Genomic DNA, 25,860 nt, shown 5'->3' with positions numbered 1-25,860 from the left:
AACGGGTCGCGCATGCTGCACGACGTGCCATGCGCACCGCACTGACGCCCCGCACCACCCCGCACAGGCACGCCCGGCGTGCATCCGCGCGACTGGCACATGCCTTGCGTTACTCCGATGCCGGCGCCGCCACGGCGCACGCGTATCCAACACGTCAAGGGGAACCCGATGAAACGTCGCAGTCTGCTGAAGTTCGGTTCGATGGCCGGTGCACTCGCGCTGGCGGGCAAGAGTCCGTTCGCGCAAGCGGCCGATGCGGGCACCGGCCCGATCAAGGTCGGCATCCTGCATTCGCTGTCGGGGACGATGGCGATCTCCGAAACGTCGCTGAAGGACACGGCGCTGATGACGATCGCCGAGATCAACAAGAGCGGCGGTGTGATGGGCCGCAAGCTCGAGCCGGTGGTCGTCGATCCCGCATCGAACTGGCCGCTGTTCGCGGAGAAGGCGCGCCAGCTGCTCACGCAGGACAAGGTCGCATGCGTGTTCGGCTGCTGGACGTCGGTGTCGCGCAAGTCGGTGCTGCCCGTGTTCGAGGAACTGAACGGTCTGCTCTACTACCCGGTGCAGTACGAAGGCGAGGAGATGTCGCGCAACGTGTTCTACACGGGCGCCGCGCCGAACCAGCAGGCGATTCCGGCCGTCGAGTACCTGATGAGCGCGGAAGGCGGCGGTGCGAAACGCTTCTTCCTGCTCGGCACCGACTATGTGTATCCGCGCACGACCAACAAGATCCTGCGCGCGTTCCTGAAATCGAAGGGCGTGAAGGACGCCGACATTCAGGAGGTCTACACGCCGTTCGGCCACAGCGATTACCAGACCATCGTCGCGAACATCAAGAACTTCGCGCAGGGCGGCAAGACGACCGTGGTATCGACGATCAACGGCGACTCGAACGTGCCGTTCTACAAGGAGCTCGGCAACCAGGGGATCAAGGCGACCGACGTACCGGTGGTCGCGTTCTCGGTCGGCGAGGAAGAGCTGCGCGGGATCGACACGAAGCCGCTCGTCGGCCACCTCGCCGCGTGGAACTACTTCATGTCGGTGAAGAACCCGACGAACACGAAGTTCAAGGACCAGTTCGCCGCGTGGGTGAAGGCGAACAACCTGCCGGGCGGCGCGAAGCGCGTGACCAACGACCCGATGGAGGCGACCTATGTGGGCATCCACATGTGGAAGCAGGCCGTCGAGAAGGCGAAGAGCACCGACGTCGACAAGGTGCGCGTCGCGATGATCGGCCAGACCGTCGCCGCGCCGTCGGGCTTCACGCTCGCGATGGACGGCAACCATCACCTTCACAAGCCGGTAATGATCGGCGAGATCCGCGGCGACGGGCAATTCAACGTCGTGTGGAAGACGAAGACCGCGGTCCGCGCGCAGCCGTGGAGCCCGTTCATCGCAGGCAACCAGGGCAAGCCGGACATCGTCAGCTCGATTCCGGCGTTCCTGCGCCGGCAGCGCGCGGCGCTCGTCTGATGCGATGCGGAGCGCCGCGCACCGGCGTGGCGCTCCGCTTGCAGGCGGATGCACGCACTCCGCCGCCGCGAGCGCGGTAACGCGCGTCGCGCGCCCGCGCGCCCGCGCACCGTCGCGCAACCCGTCGCACAACCCGATTCCCACGCCCGACAGGATCCCCGATGCCTACATGCTTTCGCCGCGCCGCCGTCGCGCTCGTCGCCTGTGCCGCGCTGGCGGGCGCGCTGCCGCGCGCCGCGCTCGCCCTGACGGCCGCCGATACCGCTGCGCTCGCCGGCGACGACTTCGACGCGAAAACGGCTGCGGTCGAACGGCTCGCCGCAGATGCCGATCCGCGCGCCGTCGCGCTGCTCAATGCGCTGTCGACCGGCGACGCGCTCGCGACCGGCGACGGCCGCCTGCTGATCCAGACCGGCGACACCGCACACGATGCGCTCACGCAGGCCACGACGCCGGCCGGCGACGCGCAGCCCGTGATGCTGAACAACCTGCTGCGCACGAAGATCGCCGGCGCGCTGTCGGGTCTGGCGCTCGCATCGCCCGATGTCGCCGCGCGTCGCGACGCGATCGATGCACTGCTGAAGTCCCCCGATCCTGCACTCAAGCCGATGATCGACCGCGCACGCGCGAAGGAAACCGATCCGGCGTTGAAGCGCCGTCTCGACGCACTGTGGGCGATCGCCGCGCTGCACGATGCGGATCCGGCGAAGCGTCTCGAAGCCGTGCAGGTCGTGGCCGCACGCCGCGATCTCGACATGATCGAGCAGTTGCGCCCGCTCGTCGCGAAGAACGCGGACGGCAGCTACGCGGAACCCGACGCACGCGTGCGCGATGCCGCGCAGCAAGGGCTCGATGCGTTGCACGCGCTGCAGCGCCGCGGCGAGATCGCGGGCACAGTGTTCGCGGGCCTGTCGCTCGGCAGCGTGCTGCTGCTGGCGGCGCTCGGCCTCGCGATCACGTATGGGCTGATCGGCGTGATCAACATGGCGCACGGCGAATTCCTGATGATCGGTGCGTACGCAACCTATGTCGTGCAGACGCTGATCCAGCGCTACGCGCCGGGCGCGTTCGACTGGTATCCGCTCGTCGCGGTGCCGGTATCGTTCGCGGCGGCCGCGCTGGTCGGCATCGTGCTCGAACGGCTCGTGCTGCGGCACCTGTACGGCCGCCCGCTCGAAACGCTGCTCGCGACCTTCGGCGTGAGCCTGATCCTGATCCAGGCAACCCGCATGCTGTTCGGCGCGCAGAACGTGCAGGTGGTGAACCCGTCGTGGATGAGCGGCGGCGTCACCGTGATGCAGAACCTGATCCTGCCGTACAACCGGCTCGCGATCCTCGCGTTCGCGCTCGCGGTCGTGTTCGTCGCGTGGGGCGTGCTGACGAAGACGCGGCTCGGCCTGTTCGTGCGTGCTGTCACGCAGAACCGCCGGATGGCCGCGTGCGTCGGCGTGAAGACCGCGCGCGTCGACGCGTATGCGTTCGCGTTCGGCGCGGGCATCGCGGGCCTCGGCGGCTGCGCGCTGTCGCAGATCGGAAACGTGGGCCCCGATCTCGGGCAGAACTACATCATCGATTCGTTCATGGCGGTCGTGCTCGGCGGCGTCGGCCAGATTGCCGGCACCGTGCTCGGCGGCTTCGGGCTCGGTCTCGTCAGCAAGGCGATCGAGCCGTTCTGGGGCGCGGTGCTCGCGAAGATCGCGGTGCTCGTGATGATCGTGCTGTTCATCCAGAAACGTCCGCAGGGCATGTTCGCCCCGAAGGGACGCAGCGCGGAGGCCTGACGTGACTTCATTCACCGATTCGTTGTCGAACCCGCTCGCCGACGCGCCGAAACCCCCTGCCTCCGTGCGCACGGAGGAAGGTTTCGCGCTCGGCCTGCCGCCCCGCCCTGCGTTGCTCTCGCGCCGCGCATGGCTCGCGCTCGTCGCGCTGTGCCTCGCGATCGGCATCGGCGTGCCGCTCGCCACGCTGGTCGCGCCCGAATCGAGCGCGTTCCATCTGTCCGCGTACGCGATGACGCTCGCCGGCAAGCTGATGTGCTACGCGATCGCCGCGCTCGCGCTCGATCTCGTATGGGGTTACTGCGGCATCCTGAGCCTCGGCCACGGGCTGTTCTTCGCGCTCGGCGGCTATGCGATCGGCATGTACCTGATGCGCGAGATCGGTCGCGACGGCAAGTACGGCAGCGACCTGCCCGACTTCATGGTGTTCCTCGACTGGCATCAGCTTCCGTGGTACTGGAACGGCACGCAGCATCTCGCATGGGCGCTGCTGCTCGTCGTACTCGTGCCGGCCGTGCTCGCGTGGGTGTTCGGCTTCTTCACGTTCCGTTCGCGCGTGAAGGGCGTGTACCTGTCGATCATCACGCAGGCGCTGACGTTCGCCGCGATGCTGCTGTTCTTTCGCAACGAGACCGGCTTCGGCGGCAACAACGGCTTCACCGACTTCAAGCGCATCGCCGGGTTTCCGATCACGTCGCCCGGCACGCGCACGGTGCTGTTGCTGCTGACCTTCGCGACGCTGGTGCTCGCGTTCATCGCCGCGCGCGCGATCGTCACCAGCAAGCTCGGGCGCGTGGTCACCGCGGTGCGCGACGGCGAGACGCGACTGATGTTCCTCGGCTACAGCCCGCTCGCATACAAGCTGTTCGTGTGGACGCTGTCGGCCGTGCTGTGCGGGATCGCGGGCGCGCTGTACGTGCCGCAGGTCGGCATCATCAATCCCGGCGAGATGTCGCCCGGCAATTCGATCGAAATGGCGATCTGGGTTGCGGTGGGCGGGCGCGGCACGCTGATCGGGCCGATCGTCGGCGCGTTCGCGGTGAACGGCGCGAAGAGTCTCTTCACCGCTTACTTCGCCGAATACTGGTTGTTCTTTCTCGGCCTGATCTTCGTGCTGGTGCCGCTCTTGCTGCCGCGCGGGATCATGGGCCTCGTCGACACGCTGCTCGCGAAGGGGAAACGCGGATGAACGGCACCGCCCTCTACCAGTTCACGCCGCCGCCCGAAGACGAGTTGCTGGCCGTCAGCGGCACCGCATCGATGGGCCATGTGGTGCCGCCCGGGATCGACACGTCGCACGGCACGATCCTCTATCTCGAGGACATCGAGGTGAGCTTCGACGGCTTTCGGGCGCTGAACAAGCTGTCGCTCGCGATCGACGCCGGCGAGCTGCGCTGCGTGATCGGCCCGAACGGTGCGGGCAAGACGACGATGATGGACGTGATCACCGGCAAGACGCGTCCCGATGCGGGCAAGGTGTTTCTCGGCCAGACCATCGACCTCGCGCGGATGAACGAGCCGGAAATCGCGCGTGCGGGGATCGGCCGCAAGTTCCAGAAGCCGACCGTGTTCGAACAGCATCCTGTGTGGGAAAACCTCGAGCTCGCGATGCAGACCGACAAGGGCTGGCTCGCATCGCTGCGCGCGCGGCTCGACCGCGCCGCGCAGGCAAAGATCGAGGAGACGCTCGCACTGATCGGCCTCGAAAGCGATGCGTATCGCGCGGCCGGCGAGCTGTCGCACGGGCAGAAGCAGCGGCTCGAGATCGGCATGCTGCTGATGCAGCGCCCCGCGCTCCTGCTGCTCGACGAGCCGGCCGCCGGGATGACCGACCACGAGACGATGGAGCTCGCCGCGCTGCTGAACACGCTGCGCGGCACCTGCTCGATGATGGTCGTCGAGCACGACATGGACTTCGTCGCGGCGCTCGCGGGCGACACGGGCCGCGTGACGGTGATGGCCGAAGGCGCGGTGCTCGCGCAGGGCACGCTCGACCAGGTCAAGCGCGACGATACGGTGATCGAGTCTTACCTCGGAAGATGATGCGATGCTGAAGATCGATGCATTGAACCAGTACTACGGCGGCAGCCATATCCTGCGCAACGTGAACCTCGCCGCCGACGACGGCAAGCTCACCGTGCTGCTCGGCCGCAACGGTGTCGGCAAGAGCACGCTGCTGCGCTGCCTGATGGGTGTCGTCGCCGCAAAAAGCGGCAGCGTGTCGTGGCGCGGCACGGCGCTCGGTGCGTTGCCGCCTTATGCGCGCGTGGCGGCGGGGCTCGCGTACGTGCCGCAGGGCCGCGACATCTTTCCGCGCCTCACCGTCGAGGAGAACCTGCTCGTCGGCGCGGCAAGCCGCAAGGCGCCATCGAAGGTGCCCGAGCGCATCTACGACCTGTTCCCGGTGCTGAAGGACATGCGCGCACGGCGCGGCGGCGACCTGTCGGGCGGCCAGCAGCAGCAGCTCGCGATCGGCCGTGCGCTGATGAGCGAGCCGCAGCTGCTGATCCTCGACGAGCCGACCGAAGGCATCCAGCCGTCGATCATCCAGGACATCGGCCGCACGCTGCGCCAGCTCGTCGACGAATCGAAGATGACCGTGCTGCTCGTCGAGCAGTATTACGACTTCGCGCGCTCGATCGCGGACCGCTACTGGGTGATGAGCCGCGGCGAGATCGTCGCGGGCGGCGACGCGCGGGACATGGAGACGAACGGCGTGCGCGAGCTGATCGCGGTGTAGCGCGGCACGCGGCGCGTGATTGCGCCGAGGCGTGGTGCCGGCGACCGCGGCATATCATGCGATCGTCGGCGCCGTCGCCACGTTCAACAACCCGAACACCCAAGCGTATAGTGTTGCGGTAGCATCCTCGATCACCGCGCCCGTCCCCTGCTTCCCACCGATGTCCGCCCTCGACTCCCACGCCCCGCTGTCCCGCCCTGCCGCCGCCAAATCGTGGCGCGGCCGTCTCGAACTCGGCTTCGAACGGCACGGCGCGCGCACGACGCTCGTCCACCGGCTGCACGACGGCCCGCTGCGCGTGCAGCGGCCGCTGTATCCGGAAGGCGACGCGATCTGCCACGCGGTCATCGTTCACCCGCCGGGCGGCGTCGCGGGCGGCGACCGGCTCGACATCGACATCGCGCTCGGCGACGGCACCCACGCCGTGCTGACAACGCCCGGCGCGACCAAGTGGTACAAATCGAACGGTCTCGATGCGACGCAGCGCATTGGCATCACGGTCGGCGCGCACGCGAAGCTCGACTGGCTGCCGCAGAACAACCTGTTCTTCGACGCGGCGCATGCCGCGCTCGACTTCACGGTGACGCTCGGCGCAGGCGCGAGCGCGATCGGCTGGGACGCGACGCAGCTCGGCCGGCAGGCGGCCGGCGAAACGTGGTCGGCGGGCCGCATCGCGTCGGGTTCGGCACTCGTCGATGCCGACGGCCGGCCGCTGTGGACCGAGCGCGCGCTGCTCGACGCGCACGATCCGCTGCGCGGCGCGCTGCAGGGTCTCGCCGGCTTTCCCGTGTACGGCACGCTGTGGGCAGCCGGCGCCGCGTGCGACGCGGCGCTCGCCGAAGCGCTCGCCGCGCGGATGCCGTTCGACGACACGCTGCGTGCGGGCGCGACCTGCGTGACGCCGGGCGTCGTGCTGGTGCGCGCGCTGTCGACCTCGATGGAAGCGCTGCAGCGTCACTTCATCGACTGCTGGCTTTACCTGCGGCCGCTCGTGCACGGCGTCGATGCACGGCCGCTGCGCCTCTGGCAAACCTGAGCGCGCCCGGCCCGCCACGCACCGTTTCGGCGCAGCGCCGTCGCCTGCGGCGCCCGCAATCCATGCATCGCGCACCACGAACGCGCATTGCCTCGCGTTCCAGCGGCATGGCACGCGCCTTGCTCCTTACATAACGGATACACGACGCACGAAAAACGGCGCGGTGCTACGATGACCTGCGCCTTTGCCCCGAACCGTGCGCACCGATAAAAATTACGTTTTCCTGAACGACTGCCTTCATGAAACTGACTCCCCGAGAGAAGGACAAGCTGCTGATCTTCACGGCGGCGCTGCTGGCCGAGCGCCGTCGCGCGCGCGGGCTGAAGCTCAACTATCCGGAAGCGGTCGCGTTCATCACCGCCGCGCTGATGGAAGCCGCGCGCGACGGCAAGACCGTCGCCGAGGTGATGCACTACGGCACGACGCTGCTCTCGCGCGACGACGTGATGGACGGCGTGCCCGAAATGATCCCCGACATCCAGGTCGAAGCGACCTTCCCCGACGGCACCAAGCTCGTCACCGTCCACCACCCGATTCCGTGACCGAGGTGTAACGCGCATGATCCCCGGCGAAATCCTCACCGACGACGGCGAGCACGAACTGAACGCAGGCCGCCCGACGCTGACGCTCGTCGTCGCGAACACCGGCGACCGCCCGGTTCAAGTCGGCTCGCATTACCACTTCTTCGAAGTCAACGACGCGCTGTCGTTCGATCGCGCGGCCGCGCGCGGCTTCCGGCTCAACATCGCGGCGGGCACCGCCGTGCGCTTCGAGCCGGGCCAGACACGCACCGTCGAGCTCGTCGAGTTGGCCGGCGAACGCGCCGTCTACGGTTTTCAGGGCAAGGTGATGGGGCCGCTGTAAGCCGCGCCCCGCTCTTCAGGAACAGCACTTGACGTCCTCCTCCGCCTAAAGGCGGAAGATTCCCACACCTGGCGATGCACGTCCGCATCGGAGAATGTTCAGCGCAGCGTTGATATCACGATCATGCACGACTCCACATCCACTGCAGGCCCACTCTCTTATTCGCAGCCCTGCGATACCTTTCGGCCGCGTCGTGCTGTCTTTCGACCCGCACGCCGAACAGGACTGGGTCGAACCGCTTTCGTCGACTTCCTCGAACGTGACTCCGTGCGCGATCGCTTTGTAGCGGAGCTTGTTTCGGAAGGTCGACCAGGATGCGTCGTAGACGCTCTTCGCCATCCTGGTTCTAGCGAGTTTGACAGCCGACACGTTGCCGACCGCGATGTAATCGAAGCGCCGCACCAGATTGAGCGCGAGCTTGTGCTGGAAATCGGCTCGAGCATTTGCCACTTTGGCGTGCAGCTTCGCGATATGGCGTTTGTGCTTGCGCGCCCGTTGCGCTTTCGCGAGCTTCTCGGCCGCGCGTCGGCCGAATTGGTCATTCGGCAGCTTCTCGCCGGTCGAAAGTGTGGCGAAGTCTTTCAGGCCGAGATCGATGCCGACGCCGGAACGGATCGGGCGGACCAGAACATCGGGCATCTCGATCACGATGTTGAGAAACCAGTTGCCACGCGCATCCTGCGCAAAGTTGGTTCCGTCCTTGATCTTGCCTTCGGGAAGCGGCCTGCTGTTGAACACGCGAAACGTGTTGCCGGCAAAGCGAAACGCTTCGCCTTCGCGCTTCAGGTCGCGGCCCTTCAGCGGCACCCAGCCCAGCGATTTCTTGCCGCGATAGCGCAGGTAGGGCCGACGGTGCTGACTGCGCGACTTCGCGTATTGCTCGCACGTCGCGTTGATCGTGCCGGAGTGGATGCCGAGCGCTTTGCTGCTCCCCGTCGTCAGCACGTTCAGATCGAATCCCGTCGGCCACTTCTTGCTCCACTTGAGCGCGTGCTTCTGCGTGTCATTGCAGAAGTTCCAGACGTAGTTCACCGCACGGCTCTGCTTGTTAAGCAGTCCGTTGAGCGACTTCACCCGGTAGCGGTAGACAAGAATCATGCAGGTGATCCTAACCCGTGGAAGAAGCTGCCTGTCAACAGCACGCCTTTCCTTCCCACCATCAATGGCGGGGTTTCTCGGAGCAAATTCTGATGACACTACGCTTGAGCCGCCGCGCGTACGCGGAAATGTTCGGGCCGACGACGGGCGACCGCGTGCGGCTCGCCGATACCGAACTGCTGATCGAGATCGAACGCGACTTCACCACCTACGGCGAGGAAGTGAAATTCGGCGGCGGGAAGGTGATCCGCGACGGCATGGGCCAGTCGCAGCGCGTGGCCGCCGACGTGCCCGACACGATCATCACGAACGCGGTGATCCTCGATCACTGGGGCATCGTGAAGGCCGACATCGCGATCAAGCACGGCCGCATCGCGGCGATCGGCAAGGCCGGCAATCCCGACATCCAGCCCGGCGTGACGATCGCGATCGGCGCGGCAACCGAAGTGATTGCCGGCGAAGGGCTGATCGTCACCGCGGGCGGTATCGACACGCACATCCACTTCATCAGCCCGCAGCAGATCGACGAGGCGCTCGCATCGGGCGTGACGACGATGCTCGGCGGCGGCACGGGGCCGGCCACCGGCACCAACGCGACGACCTGCACGCCGGGGCCGTGGCACATGGAGCGGATGCTGCAGGCGGCCGACGGCTGGCCGATCAATCTCGGCTTCCTCGGCAAGGGCAACGCGAGCCTGCCGCAGCCGCTCGTCGAGCAGGTCGCGGCCGGCGCGATCGGCCTGAAGCTGCATGAAGACTGGGGCACGACGCCCGCCGCGATCGACAACTGCCTGTCGGTCGCCGACGACACCGACACGCAAGTCGCGATCCACACCGACACGCTGAACGAAGCCGGCTTCGTCGAATCGACGGTCGCCGCGTTCAAAGGCCGCACGATCCACACGTATCACACCGAAGGCGCGGGCGGCGGCCATGCGCCCGACATCCTGAAGGTGTGCGGCGAGGCGAACGTGCTGCCGTCGTCGACCAATCCGACGCGCCCGTACACGATCAACACGCTCGACGAGCACCTCGACATGCTGATGGTGTGCCATCACCTCGATCCGTCGATCGCCGAGGATCTCGCGTTCGCGGAATCGCGGATCCGCCGCGAGACGATCGCGGCCGAGGACATCCTGCACGATCTCGGCGCGCTGTCGATGCTGTCGTCCGACTCGCAGGCGATGGGCCGCGTCGGCGAAGTGATCATCCGCACCTGGCAGACCGCGCACAAGATGAAGGTGCAGCGCGGCGCGCTGCCGGAAGACAACGCGCGCAACGACAACTTTCGCGCGAAACGCTACGTCGCGAAGTACACGATCAACCCGGCGATCACGCATGGGATCGCACACGAAGTCGGCTCGCTCGAACCGGGCAAGTGGGCCGACCTCGTGCTGTGGGAGCCCGCGTTCTTCGGGATCAAGCCGTCGATGATCCTGAAGGGCGGGATGATCGCGGTCGCGCAGATGGGCGACCCGAACGGATCGATCCCGACGCCGCAGCCGGTGCACTACCGCGAGATGTTCGCCACGCGCGGCGGCGCGCTCGCACGCACGTCGCTGACCTTCGTGTCGCAGATGGCCGCCGACGCGGGCATCGCCGAACGCTACGGGCTCGCGAAGCGTGTCGTGCCGGTGCGCAACTGCCGCAACGTGACGAAGGCCGACATGATCCACAACGCATGGCGCCCGTCGATCAGCGTCGATCCCGAAACCTACGACGTGATCGCCGACGGCCAGTTGCTCACCTGCGAGCCGGCGACGGTGCTGCCGATGGCGCAGCGCTATTTCCTGTTCTGATTTCCGGTTTTCGTTCCATGCGCACCCTCGACAAACGCATTGCCCCGAACGTGAAACTCGCCGCGTCGCTCGTCGCACGCGCGCCGACGCTCACGCTCGTCTACGACGCCCGCTGCAAGAGCCGCCTCGCGGCCACGCTCGACACCGGCGAGGACGTCGCGGTCCTGCTGCCGCGCGGCACCGTGCTGCGCGACGGCGACGTGCTCGTCGCCGACGACGGCGCGCTCGTGCGCATCGCCGCCGCTTCCGAAACGGTGCTGCTCGTACGCGCCGCCGACCGGCTCACGCTGATGCGCGCCGCGTATCACCTCGGCAACCGCCACACGCCGGTCGAGATCGGCGACGGTTACCTGAAGCTCGAAGCCGACCCGGTGCTCGCGGACATGCTGCGCCGGCTCGGCACGCAGGTCGAAGAAGCGAGCGCGCCGTTCCAGCCGGAAGCCGGCGCATACGGCGGCGGTCACAAGCACGGACACGACGCGACGTTCGCCGAGGATTACGCGCTTGCGCAGCAGGTATTCGGCGAACACCACGGGCACTCGCACGATCACGATCATCAGCATGGTCCGGGCTGTACGCACGGCCACCACGGCCATGAACACCACTGAACTCGTCGCGCTGCTGCACCTCGCGTCGCCGGCGCTGCCGATCGGCGCGTACAGCTATTCGCAGGGCCTCGAAGCCGCGCTCGACGCGAACCTGATCCGCGACGCCGACACCGCGCGCGACTGGATCGCGAGCGGCCTGACCGACGTGCTCGCGCATGGCGAGCTGCCGTTCCTCGCGCACCAGCTCGCCCGCTGGCAGACCCACGACGCCGACGCACTGGCCCGCGAGAACGCATGGTTCGTCGCGAGCCGCGAATCGGCGGAGCTGCGCCGCGAGACCGAACAGATGGGCTGGTCGCTCGCGCAGCTTTGCGCATCGCTCGAATGGGGTGATGCCGCACGCCGAGCGACGCTCGCATCGCTGACGCCGATCGCGCTGCCGACCGCATTCGCGTACGCAGCCGCCGCGCACGATGCCAGCGCGGACGCGACGCTCGCCGCGTACGCATTCGGCTGGGTCGAGAACCAGACGTCGGCCGCGCTGAAGGCCGTGCCGCTCGGCCAGCTTGCCGGCCAGCGCATCATCGTCGCGCTGCGCGGCGCGATCGACGCGGCCGTGCGCCGCGCGCTCGCGACGCCACCCGACGCGATCAACACATTCGCACCGCAGTTGGGCATCCTGTCCGCGCGGCACGAAACCCAGTATTCGCGGTTGTTCCGCTCCTGAACCCGACACGCCATGAACGCACCCGCTCCCTCCTCCCCCCGCCGCACCAAGAAACTGCCGCCGCTGCGCGTCGGCATCGGCGGCCCGGTCGGCTCCGGCAAGACCACGCTGCTCGAAATGCTGTGCAAGGCGATGCGCGAGCGCTACGACCTCGTCGCGATCACGAACGACATCTATACGAAGGAAGACCAGCGCCTGCTGACGGTCGCGGGCGCGCTGCCCGAGGAACGCATCATGGGCGTCGAGACGGGCGGCTGCCCGCACACGGCGATCCGCGAGGATGCGTCGATCAACCTCGAGGCCGTCGACCGGATGCTGGCGCGCTTTCCCGACGCCGACATCGTGTTCATCGAATCGGGCGGCGACAATCTCGCGGCGACGTTCAGCCCCGAGCTGTCGGACCTGACGATCTACGTGATCGACGTCGCCGGCGGCGAGAAGATTCCGCGCAAGGGCGGCCCGGGCATCACGAAGTCCGACCTGCTGGTGATCAACAAGACGGATCTCGCGCCGCTCGTCGGCGCGAACCTCGACGTGATGGCCTCCGACACGAAGAAGATGCGCGGCGAGCGGCCTTACGTGATGACGAACCTGAAGGCGCTCGAAGGCGTGGCGGACGTCGTCGCGTTCATCGAGAAGAAGGGGTTGTTGACGGTTTGAATAAGTGTCCAGGCAGAACGACATAGCGTTTGCGCACGCAGTAGCGAGCCCGCTATCGAAAAGCCTCCAGCGACTTTGCGACGGCAATTGACTTGGCTGGCATCGATTCCTTACATTACGCTTTCTCTGTAAGTGAGGATTTTCGATATGCCGATTCCCGCACATATGTGGCTTAAGGATGATGGCGGCGCAGACATCAAAGGCTCGTCAACCGTCCAGGACCGTGAAGGAAACATTGAAATCATCAGCTTCGGCCACGGTGTAAATCTGCCGGTTGATGGTGCCAACGGCAAGATCACCGGCAAGCGTACGCATTCACCGATTGCGTTCGAAAAGGAATTCGACGCGGCGACACCCTATCTCTACAAGGCCGTGGCGAAGGGGCAAACCCTGCAATCGGCCGAGATCAAGTGGTATCGCATCAACGATGCGGGAAGAGAGGAAGTCTATTTCGTGATGCTGCTCGAAGGCGTAAAAGTCTGCGGCATCAACCCCGGCATGACGAATACCAGACTATCGCAAGCGTCCGCGCTCAATCACGTGGAAGCCGTCTCCATGATGTATGACCGCATCACGTGGCATTACCTCGACGGCAATATCAAATTCACCGATTCATGGAATGACATCGGATAAGCGGGAGCGGTCAATGGCTTATACCGGTAGATTTCTGGTGAATAACAGTTTCCTCTCTCCCCTTACCGTCGATGGGTTGGGTACGTTTGATGCGTTCTCTGGCAATGGCATCTATCGGAATCGGGGCGGCTGTACGGCGGTGCCCGACAACGGCCCGATTCCTGGCGGTAAATACTGGATCGTGGACCGTCCTGCAGGTGGCGTCAGGTCTCAAGCTTGGGCTTCGATCAAGGACGCATATAACGCGGCAAAAGGCAAACCATCTTACCATTCCGAGTGGTTTGCACTGTATAGGAGCGACGGCTTAATCGACGATTTCACCTGGATCAATGGTCTCCAGCGCGGTCAGTTCCGGCTGCATCCGGTGGGCGGCGATGGGATTTCGCTAGGCTGCATTACTCTGCCGAGCCGTACGGATTTCCTGAGAATCCGAACAGCACTTTTGACCACCAAGCAAATCGCGGCCGGCAATTCAGGACTTAATGCATACGGAACAATTGAGGTCATCGCGCATGGCAACACTTGTCCGTAGACTTTTCAAGATGGCGCTGTTTTTCGGCTTGTTTCTTCTATCCGTGCGCTGCATTGGTCGGAATGGGGCGATGCCGGAAAGTGAGGCACTTCGATGGTTGAGCATCGCGCAAAGCCTTGGTCTGCACGAGGCGGATGATGTCTATATCCCGGTGATGCTGGCTCTTGATCTGCTTGTGGCAACGCTTGCGTATATGATGATCATAAAGCTATGGAAGCACTATCGTGGGAAAAAAAGCCATGTTGAGAAATAGCGTCTGAGAATGACCTATCTTGTCCGTAGGCTCTTCAAGGTCGCGCTGTTTGTCGGATTGTTTCTTCTCTCATTTCGTTATATCCGACCATACCATGAATGGACGCCAGCCGAATCGCGTGCATGGTGGCGTGCTTCGGATTGGCTCGGTGTCCGCGATCCCGAGGATTTGTATATCGGGGGGTGGGTAATTATCGAACTGATCGTGGCAGTGCTCGTCTACATAGCGATCATGTGGATGTGGCGACACCATCGCGTGAAAAAGCATGTGGAGAAATAGTGACTGAGAATGACCTCTCTTACCCATAGGCTGTTCAAGGTCACGCTGTTCGTCGGCCTGTTCTGCCTCTCCGTACCGTACGTCCACACATATCCTATACCAATGCCAGAAAGCCAAGCGCTCGCTTGGCTACGCGTTGCAAATCGGCTTGGTATTCGCGCCCCCGATGATCTATACATTCCGCTCGTCCTGCTGGCCAATCTGCTCGTGGCAACGTTTGCGTATATGGTGATCATGAGGCTGTGGAGGCACTATCGCGGCAAAAAATCCATGTTGAGAAATAGCGTCTGAGAATGATCACTTTTACCCGTAGGCTCTTCAAGATCGTGCTGTTTATCGGCCTGCTCGCTCTATCGCTTCGTTATGTCCGTCCATACCACTATGAGTGGACGCCAGCCGAGGCGCGTGCATGGTGGCGTGCTTCGGAATGGCTCGGCGTTCGCGATCCCGACGACTTGTATTTCGTGGTGTGGGTGACTATCGAACTGATTGCGGCAGTGTTCGCCTATGTAGCGATTATGTGGCTGTGGCGACACCATCGCAAAAAAAGCATGCCGAGAAATAGCGACTAAGAATGGCTGCACCATAGGCCTTTCAAAATCGCACTGTTTTTCGATCTGCTCGTTCTATCGCTTTGTTCTGCCCCCTCTATGGGTAGAAAGAAAGCCACGCGCGTACCCGACTCAAGGTTCACTGGACACGACCTTGGCCCTTCAACTGATTGCAGCTCATTCGAGCGCGACGCGTTCGAATGCAAGTCGTTACACATATTTGCCGCCCTGAGCATCCTGCCCGTCCTGCATCGAGTGCGTGCCGTTCTCCACCGGCGGCAGCAGCGCCGCGAGCACGTCGACCGTGCGCGCGGTCGCGCCGCGATGGCGCGACGCGAACGCGGAACCCGCCGCACCCATCGCGATGCGCCGCGCATTGTCGGCGAACAGCGCGTCGAGCACGTGCGCGAGATCGAGCGGATCCGCGACCTGCATCGCCGCGCCAGCCGCGACCGCATCGGCGGTCGCCTGCGTGAAGTTGAACACGTGCGGGCCGATCAGCACCGGCACGCCGACCGCGCACGCCTCGATCAGGTTCTGCCCGCCGAGCGGCAGCAAGCTGCCGCCGATGAACGCGACGTCGGCGGCCGCATAGTACGCGCCGAGCTCACCCATCGAATCGCCGAGCAGCACCGTCACGTCGGCCGGCAGCGGTTCCGCCGCAGCGGGCCGGCCGGCCGCGAGGGCCGCCGCGTCCGCACCCCACACCGAACGCCGCACGCACTTGAACCCGCTGCGCTCGACGAGTGCCTCGACTTCGGCGAAACGCTGCGGATGGCGCGGCACGAGGATCAGCAGCGCATCGGGCGTCTTCATCGCGGCGAACGCCTGCAGCACCAGCGCCTCTTCGTTCTCGCGTGTGCTGGCGGCGACCCATACGGGCCGCGTGCCGATCGCGTCGCGCCATGCATGGCCGCGCGCCGCCAGCTCCGGCGGCGTCGTCATGTCGAATTTCAGGTTGCCCAGCACCGTCACGTTGCGCGCACCGAGCGACGTCAGCCGTTCCGCATCGGCCGGACTCTGCGCGAGCACGCGCGAGAACCCGCCGAACACGTCGCGCGTCGCCGCGCCGAACTTCGCCGCACGGCGATGCGAGCGCGCGGACATCCGCGCGTTGGTCAACACGAGCGGCACGTCCGCGTGGCGGCACTCGTCGATCAGCGTCGGCCACACCTCGGTTTCCATCACGAGGCCGAGCGTCGGCCGCCACGCGCGCAGAAAACGCCGCACCGCGCCCGGCATGTCGTACGGCAGGTAGCAGCGCAGCACGCGATCGCCGAAGATCTGCTCGCCGGTCGCGCGGCCGCTCGGCGTCATGTGCGTGAGCAGGATGCGCGCGTCGGGACGTGCCTGCATCAGCGCATCGATTAGCGGCTGCGCGGCACGCGTCTCGCCGACCGACACCGCATGCACCCAGATCAGCGGCGCGCGATCGTCGCGCGAACGGCCCGCGACGTGGCCGAAGCGCTCGCCGATGTGCTCGCGATAGCCGCGCTCCTTGCGCGAGCGCACCAAGAGGCGGATGACCGCGATCGGCGCGACGAGCCACCACAACGCGCGATAGATCGCCCTCAGCATGAGCGGGCCCCATTACCGCGGAGGATGCGGGGCGCGCTCAAACCAGCGCCCTGCCCTGCAGGCGCTCGAGAATCCCGAGCGGCGCGCATTCGCGACGCACCATTGCGTCGACCGGCAGGAAGAAGGTTTGCTCGAGCATGAACTGGCCGGACATCACAGCGTGCGAAGTCTGATCCGAGAAACATATCCACACGCTGCCCGGCGGAAACGGCATGGTCTGCTGCGGGCAAGTCTTCTGGTAGTCGAGATCGGCCTTCATCCCGTCGTGCAGGTTCAGCATCAGGTGGTCGTACGCGCTGCGCGGCGACTTCGTCACGTGCAGCAGGTTCAGCAGCCACGCCGAGCCGGGGAACTGCGGCCGGATCTTCGGCAGGAAGCGCTTCGCGACGTCCTCGAACGGCTCGCCGACGCGCCACACGCGCGGCTGGCCGGCCGGGTTCACGTTCGTGAACACGCGCAGGATGCGCTCGCCGTAATTCGGCCGCGACGGGAACGCGTCGACGTGCAGCCGGCTGTCGTCCTTGCGCCAGGACGTCTGGCGCGTCTCGACCTGCATCAGCCGCAGGCTCGTCGGCGCAACGCGCAGCTTGCCGCGGTATTCGGGAAAAAGGCCGTCGACGAGCGTGCCGGCCTGATGCTGGAAGCGCGCGACGAGTGCACGCACGGCCGACTGCGTGACGCTGTCGCCGAGCACGCCGGCGAGCGCGCCGCCGTTCGGCGCGAGGCTGATGTTCTTGCGTTTCGGATCGGCGAGCGCCGGATCGAGCAGCGCTTCCTCGCCGCCTTCGATCGCGAAGCGCAGATGCGGGAAATACAGCACCTTGCCTTCCTCGACCGCGGCCAGCAGCTGCTCGCGCGGCGCCGACAGGTTGTGTCCGCTCCAGTCGGCGGACGGGACTTCGATGATCTGGGATTCGCTCATGATCGGTTCGCGTGCGTGACAGGCAGGGCAGGCATGATGGGCATGACAGGCATTACAGCAGGCCGAAGCCCGCGAGCGCCGCCTTCACCTGTGCGATCGACGGCGGCTGCCCCGCCGTGCCGAGATTGACGACGTTCGGCGACCAATAGCCGCCGGTCCGCCAGGCCGTCGCAAAATTGTACAGTTCGACCGTCGGGCGCTTCAGCGCGGCCGCGATATGAACCAGACCTGTATCAACCCCGACCGTCGCGGCCGCGCCGTCGATCAGGCCGACGACGGCCGGCAGCGACAGCTTCGGCGGCACGATCGCCGCCGCGCCGAACTCCTTCGCGAGCCGCTCGCTGGTCGCGCGTTCCGCGTCGTTGCCCCACGGCAGCACGAGCGACGCACCGCGCCGCACGAGCGCCTGGCCGAGCTCGATCCACGCGGCGTCCGGCCACTGCTTGTCGGCACGCGACGTCGCGTGCACGAACACCACGTACGGCACCGGCAGGTTCAGGCCGAGCGCCGCGACCGCGAGCGCCGCCGCGCGCGTGTCGAGACCGAAGTCGACCGGATCGGCCGGCGTCGGCGCCGGGTCGCCCAGCGCGGCCGCGACCAGCTGGCGCGTACGCTCGACCACGTGCGTGCGCGGCGCGATCGGCACGCGCTTGCGATAGAAGAAGCGCACGGGCCATTCGTAGCCGGCGCCGTCGGTGCGGTTGCCGAGGCCGGCGAGCGGGCCGCGCGCCCAGCTCGCGACCCAGGCCGTCTTGATGAGCCCCTGGCAGTCGATCACGAGGTCGTACCGTTCGGCCGCGAGGCGCTTGCGGAACGCGCGGATCTCGCGCCACGTCGCGCCCGAGAACGGCTTCTTGCGCCAGCGGCGCAGCGAGAACGGCAACACGTCGCGCACGCCCTCGACAAGACGCACGAGGCCGACGAAGCTCTCCTCGACGAGCCAGTCGATTTGCGCATCGGGATGGCGGCGCCGGATATCGGCGATCACCGGCATGTTGTGCACGACGTCGCCCAGCGACGACACGCGCACGATCAGGATCTTTTGCACGCTGAAAAAACGCCGGCGGACAGCCGGCGACAGGCATAAAGACGCGATTTTATCGCGCCCGGGACGTCAGACAGACAAAAAGCGGCCGCATGCCGCTGGCATGCGCCGCTTTTCGGGAATGGCGCGACGGATAACTCGACCGTCGCGCCGGCGGCAGCCCGCAGGCCGCCGAGGTTCAGAACGGCAGCTTGACGTCCGGCTTCGCGGCCGTCAGCACGCGGCGGAAATCGTCCTGGATGCGCTCGAGCCCTTCCTTGGTCTCCGATTCGAACCGCATCACGACGACCGGCGTCGTGTTCGACGAACGCGCGAGGCCGAAGCCGTCCGGGTACTCGACGCGCAGGCCGTCGATCGTCACGACTTCCTCTGCGCCGTCGAACTTCGCCTCTTTCTGCAGCTTGTCGATCAGACGGAAGTTCTCGCCTTCGTCGAGCCAGAGCTGCAGTTCGGGCGTGCTCATCGCGTCCGGCAGCGCATTGAGCACCGCGCTCGGATCGGCCGTCTTCGCGAGGATCTCGAGCAGGCGCGCGCCCGTGTAGAGACCGTCGTCGAAGCCGTACCAGCGGTCCTTGAAGAACACGTGGCCGCTCATCTCGCCCGCGAGCGGTGCGCCCGTCTCGCGCAGCTTCGCCTTCACCAGCGAATGGCCCGTCTTCCACATCAGCGGCTCGCCGCCCTTCGCCTTCACCCACTGCGCGAGATGGCGCGTGCACTTCACGTCGTAGATGATCTGCGCGCCCGGGTTGCGCGACAGCACTTCCTCCGCGAACAGCATCAGCTGGCGGTCCGGGAAAATGATCTGGCCGTCCTTCGTGACGACGCCCAGGCGGTCGCCGTCGCCGTCGAACGCGAAGCCGAGTTCGGCGTCGGTGTCCTTCAGCGCCTGGATCACGTCCTGCAGGTTTTCCGGGTGGGCGGGATCGGGGTGGTGATTCGGGAACGTGCCGTCGATGTCGGTGAAGCGCTCGACGAGTTCGCAGCCGAGCGCCTTGAACAGGCGCGTCGCGAGCGGGCCCGCGACGCCGTTGCCGGCGTCGACGACGAGCTTCAGCGGGCGCGCGAGCTTCACGTCGCCGACGATGCGCGCGATGTACTGGTCCGCGACGTCGAACTGCTCGAACGTGCCGTTGCCCGTTTCGAAGCGCTCGTCGACGATGCGACGGTACAGCGCCTGGATCTGCTCGCCGTAGATCGCGGCGCCGCGCAGCACCATCTTGAAGCCGTTGTAGTCGGGCGGGTTGTGGCTGCCCGTGACGACGATGCACGAATCGACGCGGCGCTCGCCGCCCTTCAGTGCCAGCGGCACGCTCGCCGCGAAATAGCCGACCGGCGTGGGCACCATGCCGACGTCGACGACATCGACACCCGCCGCACGCAGGCCATCGGCGAGCGCACCGACGAGCTCGGGCCCCGACAGGCGGCCGTCGCGCGCGACGACGACCGCGTCGCCGCCCTGTGCGCGCACTTCGCTGCCGAATGCCCGGCCGATCCCGCGCGCCGTATCGGCGTCGAGCGTCTTGCCGACCACACCGCGAATGTCATATGCCTTGAAGATGGATTGGGAGATCATCGATTCTCTCTCGGTTGCATGCATGGAAAATAATCTGGCCGCCTTTCGCGCATGCCCGGCATCATACATGCGGGCCCGGCGCTGCAAGGAGCGGGACGGCTGGAGCGGCCCCGATCCCACTTATAATCGCGGGTTTTGATGACGCGCGTTTTGTCCATTTTAATGCCTAGCCGTTCCGCCGCCGCCAACCTCTCGCCTCCTGGCGCCCTGCCGGCCGCATCAAGCGCGTGCGGCTGCCCCGCATGCTGAAGCGATTCGGCAACCCGGACGTCGCGAAGGCCGTCGCGAATCTCGTCTGGCTGGGGCTCGAACGGCTCACGCAGATCGGCGTCGCGATCGCGATCAGCGGTCTTCTGGCCCGTTATTTCGGGCCCGATGTGTTCGGCAAATGGCAGTATGCGAATACGCTTCTCCTCGTACTGGCGCCGCTCACCTGGGTGTGCGGCGCCGAAATCCTGGTTCCGACCATCGTCCAGCGCCCGCCCGCGCAACTCGGCGCGGTGCTCGGCAGCGCATTCGCGCTGCGCATCGGCGTGTCCGCCGCCGCGCTCGTCGCGACCTGGATCGCGATAAGCGCCGGCGCGTTCGACCCGCTCGTCGGCGCGATGCTCGCGGGCCTCGCGGTCACGATGGTGTTCCGCGAGCCGTTCGTCGGCGTGATCAACGCGTGGCTGCAGAGCATGACCTACAGCAAGCCGCAGCTCGTGACCAGCATGGTCACCGCGCTGGCGAAGGCGCTGCTCGTCTGGCTGATGGTCCGCGCGGCCGCCGGCCCTGCCCGCTTCGCGTGGCTGTGGGCGCTGGAGGCCGCCGCGATCGGCTTCGCGCTGGTGCTGTACTACCGCCACCGTAACGGCGGCACGCTCGGCTGGACGTTCGACAAGCCGCTGTTCAGGCACTTCGCCACCGCCGGCACCGTGTTCTGGCTCGGCCTGATCTGCATGTACCTGTTCCTGAAGCTCGACCGCCTGATGCTCGAGCGACACGTGTCGTTCGCCGATCTCGGCCGCTACGCGGCGGCCCAGCAGCTCAACGAGAACTGGATCACGCTCGCGCTGATGCTCGCGCAGACCATCGCGCCCGCGTTCGTGTACCGCGTGCAGGACGTCGCGCGGCTGCGCCGCAACATCGTCCGGCTGATCGCGATGACCGCCGGCCTGATGACGGCCGGCGCGCTGGTGCTCGACGCGGCCGCACCGCTCATCGTCGGCAAGGTGTTCGGCCACGGCTACGAGGCGTCGGTCGACATCTTCCGCTGGGCCGTCTGGCTGTCCGTGCCAGCCGGCATCGAGGCGATAGGCAATCTTATCGTTCTCAAATATCAAGCAAAATTCGTGTTGCTGGCGAAATGGGTGCTCGCGCTGGCGATCGCCGCGCTCGTCAACGTGTTCGCGATCCCCCTGCTCGGCCTGTACGGCGCGCTCGTCGGGCTCGCGGCCGGCTATGTCGCCGCCACCGCCGTTAATTTTTATTACATTCGTTTCAAGCTGCGCCCATGACGTCTTCCGATTGCCCGCCCCCGCTCGACGACGTGGCCGTGCTGATGCCGGCCTACAACGGACACGACGACGTCGTCCGCACCCTCGCGTCGTTTCGCGAGGACGCGCCGGTGCACGTGCTGATCGTCGACGACGGCAGCACGCCGCCGATCGTGGCGCCCGACCTGCCCGGCCTCGCGGTCGACGTGCTGCGCATGCCGCAGAACGGCGGCATCGAGCGCGCGCTCGAGGCCGGCATCGACGCGCTCGAGGCGCGCGGCTTCCGCTATGCGGCCCGCATCGACGCCGGCGACCTCGCCGCGCCGCAGCGGCTCGCGAAGCAGCGCGCGTATCTCGACGCGCACCCGCGCGTGGCCTGCGTCGGCATGTGGACCCAGGTCGTGTCGCGCGCCGGCGAGCCGCGCTTCATGCTGACCCCGCCCGCCGATCCCCGCGCGCTGCGCCGCACACGCTTCCTGCGCTCGCCGCTCGTGCATCCGTCGGTCATGCTGCGCATCGACGCCGTGCGCGAAGTCGGCAACTACCGCGCGAAGTACCGTGCGGCCGAGGATCTCGATCTTTTTTTACGGTTAATGCAACGCTACGATTGCGCGAACCTGCCCGAGCTCGGCCTCTACTACGAGCTCAACGAGGGCGGGATCAGCGCGACCAAGCGCCGCCGCCAGCTGATCTCGACGCTATCGCTGCTGCTGCGACACTTCAACGTGCTGAACCCGTATGACTGGGCCGGCCTCGCCAAGAACCTGCTGCATTTCGTGACGCCGTACCGCACGCTGCAGCGGATCAAGCAGACGCTGTTCGCGGCGCGGCCGTCCGCGTAACCCGCATTCGGCATTTTCGACGCTTTATTTTTTCTTTTTTTCATGTCCGCTACCTCCTCGCTGCGCATCGCGCTCGTCTGCAACACGGCCTGGGCGATCTACACGTACCGCCACGGGCTGATCCGTGCGCTCGTCGCGCGCGGCGCCGAGGTCATCGTGATCGCGCCGCACGACCGCACGGTGCCGCTGCTCGAGCAGATGGGCTGCCGCTACGTCGCGCTCGCCGTCGCGTCGAAAGGCACGAGCCCGCGCGAGGATCTCGGCACGCTCGCCGCGCTGGTGCGCCATTACCGCGCGCTCACGCCCGATCTCGTGTTCCATTACACGATCAAGCCGAACATCTACGGGTCGATCGCCGCGTGGCTCGCGCGCGTGCCGTCGATCGCGGTTACCACCGGTCTCGGCTACGTGTTCATCCAGAAAAGCCGCGCGGCGAGCGTCGCGAAGCGCCTGTACCGGTTCGCCTTCCGCTTCCCGCGTGAAGTCTGGTTCCTGAACCGCGACGATCTCGCGACCTTCACCGACGAGCAGCTGCTCGCGCACCCGGACCGCGCGCGCCTGCTGCACGGCGAAGGCGTCGATCTCGACCAGTTCGCGCCGGTGCCGCTGCCCGCAGGCCAAGGCCCCGTGTTCATCCTGATCGGCCGGCTGCTGTGGGACAAGGGCGTGCGCGAGTATGTCGAGGCCGCGCGCGTCGTGCGCGCCCGCTACCCGGACGCGCGCTTCCAACTGCTCGGGCCGCTCGGTGTCGACAACCCGAGCGCGATCGGCCCTGCGGACGTCGACGCTTGGGTCGGCGAAGGCGTCGTCGAGTATCTCGGCGAGGCGCACGACGTGCGCCCGCACATCGCCGCGGCCGACTGCGTCGTGCTGCCGTCGTACCGCGAGGGCGTGCCGCGCACGCTGATGGAAGCGTCCGCGATGGGCCGCCCGATCGTCGCGACCGACGTGCCGGGCTGCCGCGACGTCGTCGCCGACGGCGAAACCGGCTTCCTGTGCCGCGTGCGCGACAGCGCGAGCCTCGCGGAGCAGTTGATCCGCATGATCGAACTCGGGACCGCCGGACGCGACGCGATGGGCACGCGCGGCCGCCGCAAGGTGGCCGCGGAATTCGACGAGCAGCAGGTCGTCGAACGCTACCGGCAGACCATTCATACATTGACCGGCATCACACTCTGAAGGAGCGCATCAGCATGACCGCTAAAGGCACCATCCTCGTTACCGGCGGTGCGGGCTACATCGGCTCGCACACGGCCGTCGAGCTGCTCGACAACGGCTACGATGTCGTGATCGTCGACAACCTCGTCAACAGCAAGGCCGAGTCCGTGCGGCGCATCGAGCAGATCACGGGCAGGACGCCCGCGTTCCACCAGGTCGACGTGTGCGACGAAGCCGCGCTCGCAAAGGTGTTCGACGCACATCCGATCACCGGCACGATCCATTTCGCGGCGCTCAAGGCGGTCGGCGAATCGGTCGCGAAGCCGCTCGAGTACTACCAGAACAACATCGGCGGGCTGCTCGCCGTGCTCAAGATCATGCGCGAGCGCAACGTCAGGCAGTTCGTGTTCAGCTCGTCGGCGACCGTGTACGGCGTGCCCGAGCGCTCGCCGATCGACGAATCGTTCCCGCTGTCCGCGACCAACCCGTACGGCCAGTCGAAGCTGATCGCCGAGCAGATCCTGCGCGATCTCGAGGTATCGGACCCGTCGTGGCGCATCGCCACGCTGCGCTACTTCAACCCGGTCGGCGCGCATGCGAGCGGGCTGATCGGCGAGGATCCGGCCGGCATCCCGAACAACCTGATGCCGTACGTCGCGCAGGTCGCGGTCGGCAAGCTCGAGAAGCTGCGCGTGTTCGGCTCCGACTACCCGACGCCGGACGGCACCGGCGTGCGCGACTACATCCACGTCGTCGATCTCGCGAAGGGGCACATCGCCGCGCTCGACGCGCTCGCGAAGCGCGATGCGAGCTTCGTCGTGAATCTCGGCACAGGCCAGGGCTACAGCGTGCTGGAAGTCGTGCGCGCGTTCGAAAAGGCGTCGGGCCGCCCGGTGCCGTACGAACTCGTCGCGCGCCGCCCGGGCGATATCGCCGAGTGCTACGCGAATCCGCAGGCCGCGGCCGACCTGATCGGCTGGCGCGCGACGCTCGGGATCGACGAGATGTGCGCCGACCACTGGAAATGGCAGGAGGGGAACCCCCGCGGTTTTGTATAATCCGCTGTCCATTTTTCGAGCGATCCCATGCTCAGCTTCGCGTCCGGCTTCATCGTCTCCCTGCTCGTCACGCTGTTCATCGTGCGCTATGCGCACCTTCACGAGAAATTCTCGATCGACAGCGACCTGGCCGGCGTGCAGAAATTCCACGTGCGGCCGGTGCCGCGCGTCGGGGGCATCGGAATCCTCGCCGGGGTCGTCATTGCCGCGCTGATCCTGTCCCGGCGCTATCCGACGATCGCCGGCAGCATCCTCGGGATCGCCGCATGCGGGATGCCGGCGTTCCTGTCGGGCCTCGTCGAGGACCTGACCAAGCGCGTGTCGCCGCGCGCGCGGCTGCTGTGCACGATGGGCGCGGCCGCGCTGGCGTTCTGGCTGCTGGGCATCGCGGTGACGCGCATCAGCGTGCCGCCGCTCGACTTCCTGCTCCACTACGCGGCCATTTCGGCATTCATCACCGTGCTCGCGGTCGCGGCACTCGCGAACGCGATCAACATCATCGACGGCTTCAACGGCCTCGCGTCGATGGTCAGCTTCATGATGTTCGCGTCGCTCGCCTACGTCGCGTTCCACGTAAACGACCCCGTCGTGATGTCCGCGTCGATCATCATGATGGGCGCCGTGCTCGGCTTCTTCCTGTGGAATTTCCCCGCCGGGCTGATCTTCCTCGGCGACGGCGGCGCGTATTTCATCGGCTTCATGCTCGCCGAACTCGCGATCATGCTGGTGATGCGCAATCACGAGGTGTCAGCGTGGTACCCGGTGCTGCTGTTCATGTATCCGATCTTCGAGACGTGCTTCTCGATTTATCGGAAGAAGTTCATTCGCGGGATGTCGCCGGGGATTCCGGATGGTGTGCATCTGCATATGCTCGTGTACAAGCGACTGATGCGCTGGGCCGTGGGTACCAAGCATGCGCACGATCTCACACGGCGCAATTCGCTTACTTCGCCTTATCTTTGGCTGCTGTGCCTCGTCGCGGTGATTCCGGCGACGTTGTTCTGGCGGCACACCGTGCATTTGTTCGTGTTTGTCGTGCTGTTTGCGCTGACGTATGTGTGGCTTTATCTCAGCATCGTGCGGTTCAGGGTGCCGAGGTGGATGGTGGTGAGGAAGGAAAAGCGCGGGCATTGAGCGTGGCGGGCGGCCGGCGTGATGCCGGTTCGCGCAACGAAGCGTGCCCCGATGACGAACGAGCCGTCATTGCCGACAGGATCATGACGGCGCTG

At 66.2% G+C, this 25,860-nt stretch carries 27 protein-coding genes; 22 read left to right on the top strand and 5 right to left on the bottom strand.

Annotated features, from left to right (window positions below):
- The first annotated feature begins 168 nt into the window (after positions 1 to 168).
- The 8 genes from urtA (at position 169) to AC1Z3W_RS22795 (ending at position 7,897) form a co-directional block, all read left to right on the top strand.
- Positions 169 to 1,476, top strand: a complete 1,308-nt coding sequence (urtA, locus tag AC1Z3W_RS22830; protein WP_057928463.1) for an urea ABC transporter substrate-binding protein — start codon at positions 169 to 171, stop codon at positions 1,474 to 1,476.
- A gap of 161 nt (positions 1,477 to 1,637) precedes the next feature.
- Positions 1,638 to 3,257 carry an urea ABC transporter permease subunit UrtB gene (gene urtB, locus AC1Z3W_RS22825; protein ID WP_124835771.1) on the top strand — a complete coding sequence of 540 codons (1,620 nt, stop codon included), beginning with the start codon at positions 1,638 to 1,640 and terminating at the stop codon, positions 3,255 to 3,257.
- Position 3,258: 1 nt separating this feature from the next.
- Positions 3,259 to 4,446: an urea ABC transporter permease subunit UrtC gene (urtC, locus tag AC1Z3W_RS22820; protein WP_124835770.1), complete on the top strand. Its 1,188-nt coding sequence runs from the start codon at positions 3,259 to 3,261 to the stop codon at positions 4,444 to 4,446.
- Complete coding sequence (gene urtD / locus AC1Z3W_RS22815) at positions 4,443 to 5,300, top strand: urea ABC transporter ATP-binding protein UrtD (protein ID WP_124835769.1); 858 nt, start codon at positions 4,443 to 4,445, stop codon at positions 5,298 to 5,300. Before urtC ends, urtD begins: the two co-directional genes overlap by 4 nt.
- Before the next feature lie 4 nt (positions 5,301 to 5,304).
- Positions 5,305 to 5,997, top strand: a complete 693-nt coding sequence (urtE, locus tag AC1Z3W_RS22810; protein ID WP_057928459.1) for an urea ABC transporter ATP-binding subunit UrtE — start codon at positions 5,305 to 5,307, stop codon at positions 5,995 to 5,997.
- A 160-nt stretch (positions 5,998 to 6,157) separates the two neighbouring features.
- Positions 6,158 to 7,033 (top strand): urease accessory protein UreD, encoded by an 876-nt coding sequence (locus tag AC1Z3W_RS22805; protein WP_124835768.1) that lies wholly within the window; start codon positions 6,158 to 6,160, stop codon positions 7,031 to 7,033.
- Positions 7,034 to 7,272: 239 nt separating this feature from the next.
- The gene (gene ureA, locus AC1Z3W_RS22800) at positions 7,273 to 7,575 is read left to right on the top strand and encodes an urease subunit gamma (protein WP_057928457.1); all 303 of its coding nucleotides are present in this window, start codon (positions 7,273 to 7,275) and stop codon (positions 7,573 to 7,575) included.
- A 16-nt stretch (positions 7,576 to 7,591) separates the two neighbouring features.
- A complete protein-coding gene (locus tag AC1Z3W_RS22795; protein WP_057928456.1) occupies positions 7,592 to 7,897 on the top strand; it encodes an urease subunit beta in 306 nt (101 codons plus the stop codon).
- A 45-nt stretch (positions 7,898 to 7,942) separates the two neighbouring features.
- Here the strand turns inward: AC1Z3W_RS22795 and AC1Z3W_RS22790 are convergent, their stop codons facing one another.
- Positions 7,943 to 8,995, bottom strand: coding sequence for an RNA-guided endonuclease InsQ/TnpB family protein (locus AC1Z3W_RS22790; RefSeq protein WP_175825409.1), 1,053 nt, complete (start codon positions 8,993 to 8,995; stop codon positions 7,943 to 7,945).
- 92 nt (positions 8,996 to 9,087) lie between these two features.
- On the opposite strand from AC1Z3W_RS22790, the gene ureC reads away from it, so the two are divergent.
- The 9 genes from ureC (at position 9,088) to AC1Z3W_RS22745 (ending at position 14,998) form a co-directional block, all read left to right on the top strand.
- Entirely contained in the window at positions 9,088 to 10,794 is a 1,707-nt protein-coding gene (gene ureC / locus AC1Z3W_RS22785) for an urease subunit alpha (RefSeq protein WP_124835764.1), read from the top strand.
- 17 nt (positions 10,795 to 10,811) lie between these two features.
- Complete coding sequence (ureE, locus tag AC1Z3W_RS22780) at positions 10,812 to 11,402, top strand: urease accessory protein UreE (protein WP_175825408.1); 591 nt, start codon at positions 10,812 to 10,814, stop codon at positions 11,400 to 11,402.
- Positions 11,389 to 12,069 (top strand): urease accessory protein UreF, encoded by a 681-nt coding sequence (locus AC1Z3W_RS22775; protein WP_057928452.1) that lies wholly within the window; start codon positions 11,389 to 11,391, stop codon positions 12,067 to 12,069. Before ureE ends, AC1Z3W_RS22775 begins: the two co-directional genes overlap by 14 nt.
- A 12-nt stretch (positions 12,070 to 12,081) precedes the next feature.
- Complete coding sequence (ureG, locus tag AC1Z3W_RS22770; protein WP_057928451.1) at positions 12,082 to 12,729, top strand: urease accessory protein UreG; 648 nt, start codon at positions 12,082 to 12,084, stop codon at positions 12,727 to 12,729.
- A gap of 147 nt (positions 12,730 to 12,876) precedes the next feature.
- Positions 12,877 to 13,362, top strand: coding sequence for an Hcp family type VI secretion system effector (locus tag AC1Z3W_RS22765; protein WP_483508506.1), 486 nt, complete (start codon positions 12,877 to 12,879; stop codon positions 13,360 to 13,362).
- A 13-nt stretch (positions 13,363 to 13,375) separates the two neighbouring features.
- On the top strand, positions 13,376 to 13,894 hold the full coding sequence (locus AC1Z3W_RS22760; RefSeq protein WP_483508505.1) for a DUF2778 domain-containing protein: 519 nt from the start codon (positions 13,376 to 13,378) through the stop codon (positions 13,892 to 13,894).
- Positions 13,875 to 14,147 carry a hypothetical protein gene (locus AC1Z3W_RS22755; RefSeq protein ID WP_057928449.1) on the top strand — a complete coding sequence of 91 codons (273 nt, stop codon included), beginning with the start codon at positions 13,875 to 13,877 and terminating at the stop codon, positions 14,145 to 14,147. The genes AC1Z3W_RS22760 and AC1Z3W_RS22755 overlap by 20 nt, the downstream gene beginning before the upstream one ends.
- A 288-nt stretch (positions 14,148 to 14,435) precedes the next feature.
- Positions 14,436 to 14,717, top strand: coding sequence for a hypothetical protein (locus AC1Z3W_RS22750; protein WP_483508504.1), 282 nt, complete (start codon positions 14,436 to 14,438; stop codon positions 14,715 to 14,717).
- Between the two features lie 2 nt (positions 14,718 to 14,719).
- Complete coding sequence (locus AC1Z3W_RS22745) at positions 14,720 to 14,998, top strand: hypothetical protein (RefSeq protein ID WP_124835761.1); 279 nt, start codon at positions 14,720 to 14,722, stop codon at positions 14,996 to 14,998.
- A 189-nt stretch (positions 14,999 to 15,187) separates the two neighbouring features.
- Here the strand turns inward: AC1Z3W_RS22745 and waaA are convergent, their stop codons facing one another.
- From waaA to AC1Z3W_RS22725, 4 genes are all read right to left on the bottom strand, one after another.
- Positions 15,188 to 16,555, bottom strand: a complete 1,368-nt coding sequence (gene waaA / locus AC1Z3W_RS22740) for a lipid IV(A) 3-deoxy-D-manno-octulosonic acid transferase (RefSeq protein WP_124835760.1) — start codon at positions 16,553 to 16,555, stop codon at positions 15,188 to 15,190.
- Between the two features lie 37 nt (positions 16,556 to 16,592).
- The gene (gene kdoO / locus AC1Z3W_RS22735) at positions 16,593 to 17,477 is read right to left on the bottom strand and encodes a Kdo hydroxylase KdoO (protein ID WP_483508503.1); all 885 of its coding nucleotides are present in this window, start codon (positions 17,475 to 17,477) and stop codon (positions 16,593 to 16,595) included.
- 52 nt (positions 17,478 to 17,529) lie between these two features.
- On the bottom strand, positions 17,530 to 18,525 hold the full coding sequence (gene waaC / locus AC1Z3W_RS22730) for a lipopolysaccharide heptosyltransferase I (RefSeq protein ID WP_057928444.1): 996 nt from the start codon (positions 18,523 to 18,525) through the stop codon (positions 17,530 to 17,532).
- Positions 18,526 to 18,700: 175 nt separating this feature from the next.
- Positions 18,701 to 20,095, bottom strand: a complete 1,395-nt coding sequence (locus AC1Z3W_RS22725; protein WP_175825403.1) for a phosphomannomutase/phosphoglucomutase — start codon at positions 20,093 to 20,095, stop codon at positions 18,701 to 18,703.
- Positions 20,096 to 20,337: 242 nt separating this feature from the next.
- On the opposite strand from AC1Z3W_RS22725, the gene AC1Z3W_RS22720 reads away from it, so the two are divergent.
- Genes AC1Z3W_RS22720 through AC1Z3W_RS22700 form a run of 5 tightly spaced genes read left to right on the top strand, consistent with a single transcriptional unit; the run spans position 20,338 to position 25,765 of the window.
- Positions 20,338 to 21,594: a lipopolysaccharide biosynthesis protein gene (locus AC1Z3W_RS22720; RefSeq protein WP_483508502.1), complete on the top strand. Its 1,257-nt coding sequence runs from the start codon at positions 20,338 to 20,340 to the stop codon at positions 21,592 to 21,594.
- Complete coding sequence (locus AC1Z3W_RS22715) at positions 21,591 to 22,415, top strand: glycosyltransferase (protein ID WP_483508501.1); 825 nt, start codon at positions 21,591 to 21,593, stop codon at positions 22,413 to 22,415. The genes AC1Z3W_RS22720 and AC1Z3W_RS22715 overlap by 4 nt, the downstream gene beginning before the upstream one ends.
- A gap of 42 nt (positions 22,416 to 22,457) precedes the next feature.
- Positions 22,458 to 23,594 carry a glycosyltransferase family 4 protein gene (locus tag AC1Z3W_RS22710; RefSeq protein WP_175825401.1) on the top strand — a complete coding sequence of 379 codons (1,137 nt, stop codon included), beginning with the start codon at positions 22,458 to 22,460 and terminating at the stop codon, positions 23,592 to 23,594.
- 14 nt (positions 23,595 to 23,608) lie between these two features.
- A complete protein-coding gene (gene galE, locus AC1Z3W_RS22705) occupies positions 23,609 to 24,631 on the top strand; it encodes a UDP-glucose 4-epimerase GalE (RefSeq protein ID WP_175825400.1) in 1,023 nt (340 codons plus the stop codon).
- Between the two features lie 27 nt (positions 24,632 to 24,658).
- Positions 24,659 to 25,765, top strand: coding sequence for an MraY family glycosyltransferase (locus tag AC1Z3W_RS22700; protein WP_175825399.1), 1,107 nt, complete (start codon positions 24,659 to 24,661; stop codon positions 25,763 to 25,765).
- The last annotated feature ends 95 nt before the right edge of the window (positions 25,766 to 25,860 follow it).

It is taken from the genome of Burkholderia sp. 10_S31 (genome assembly GCF_056930375.1).
This window is presented reverse-complemented; position numbering and strand designations above follow the sequence as displayed.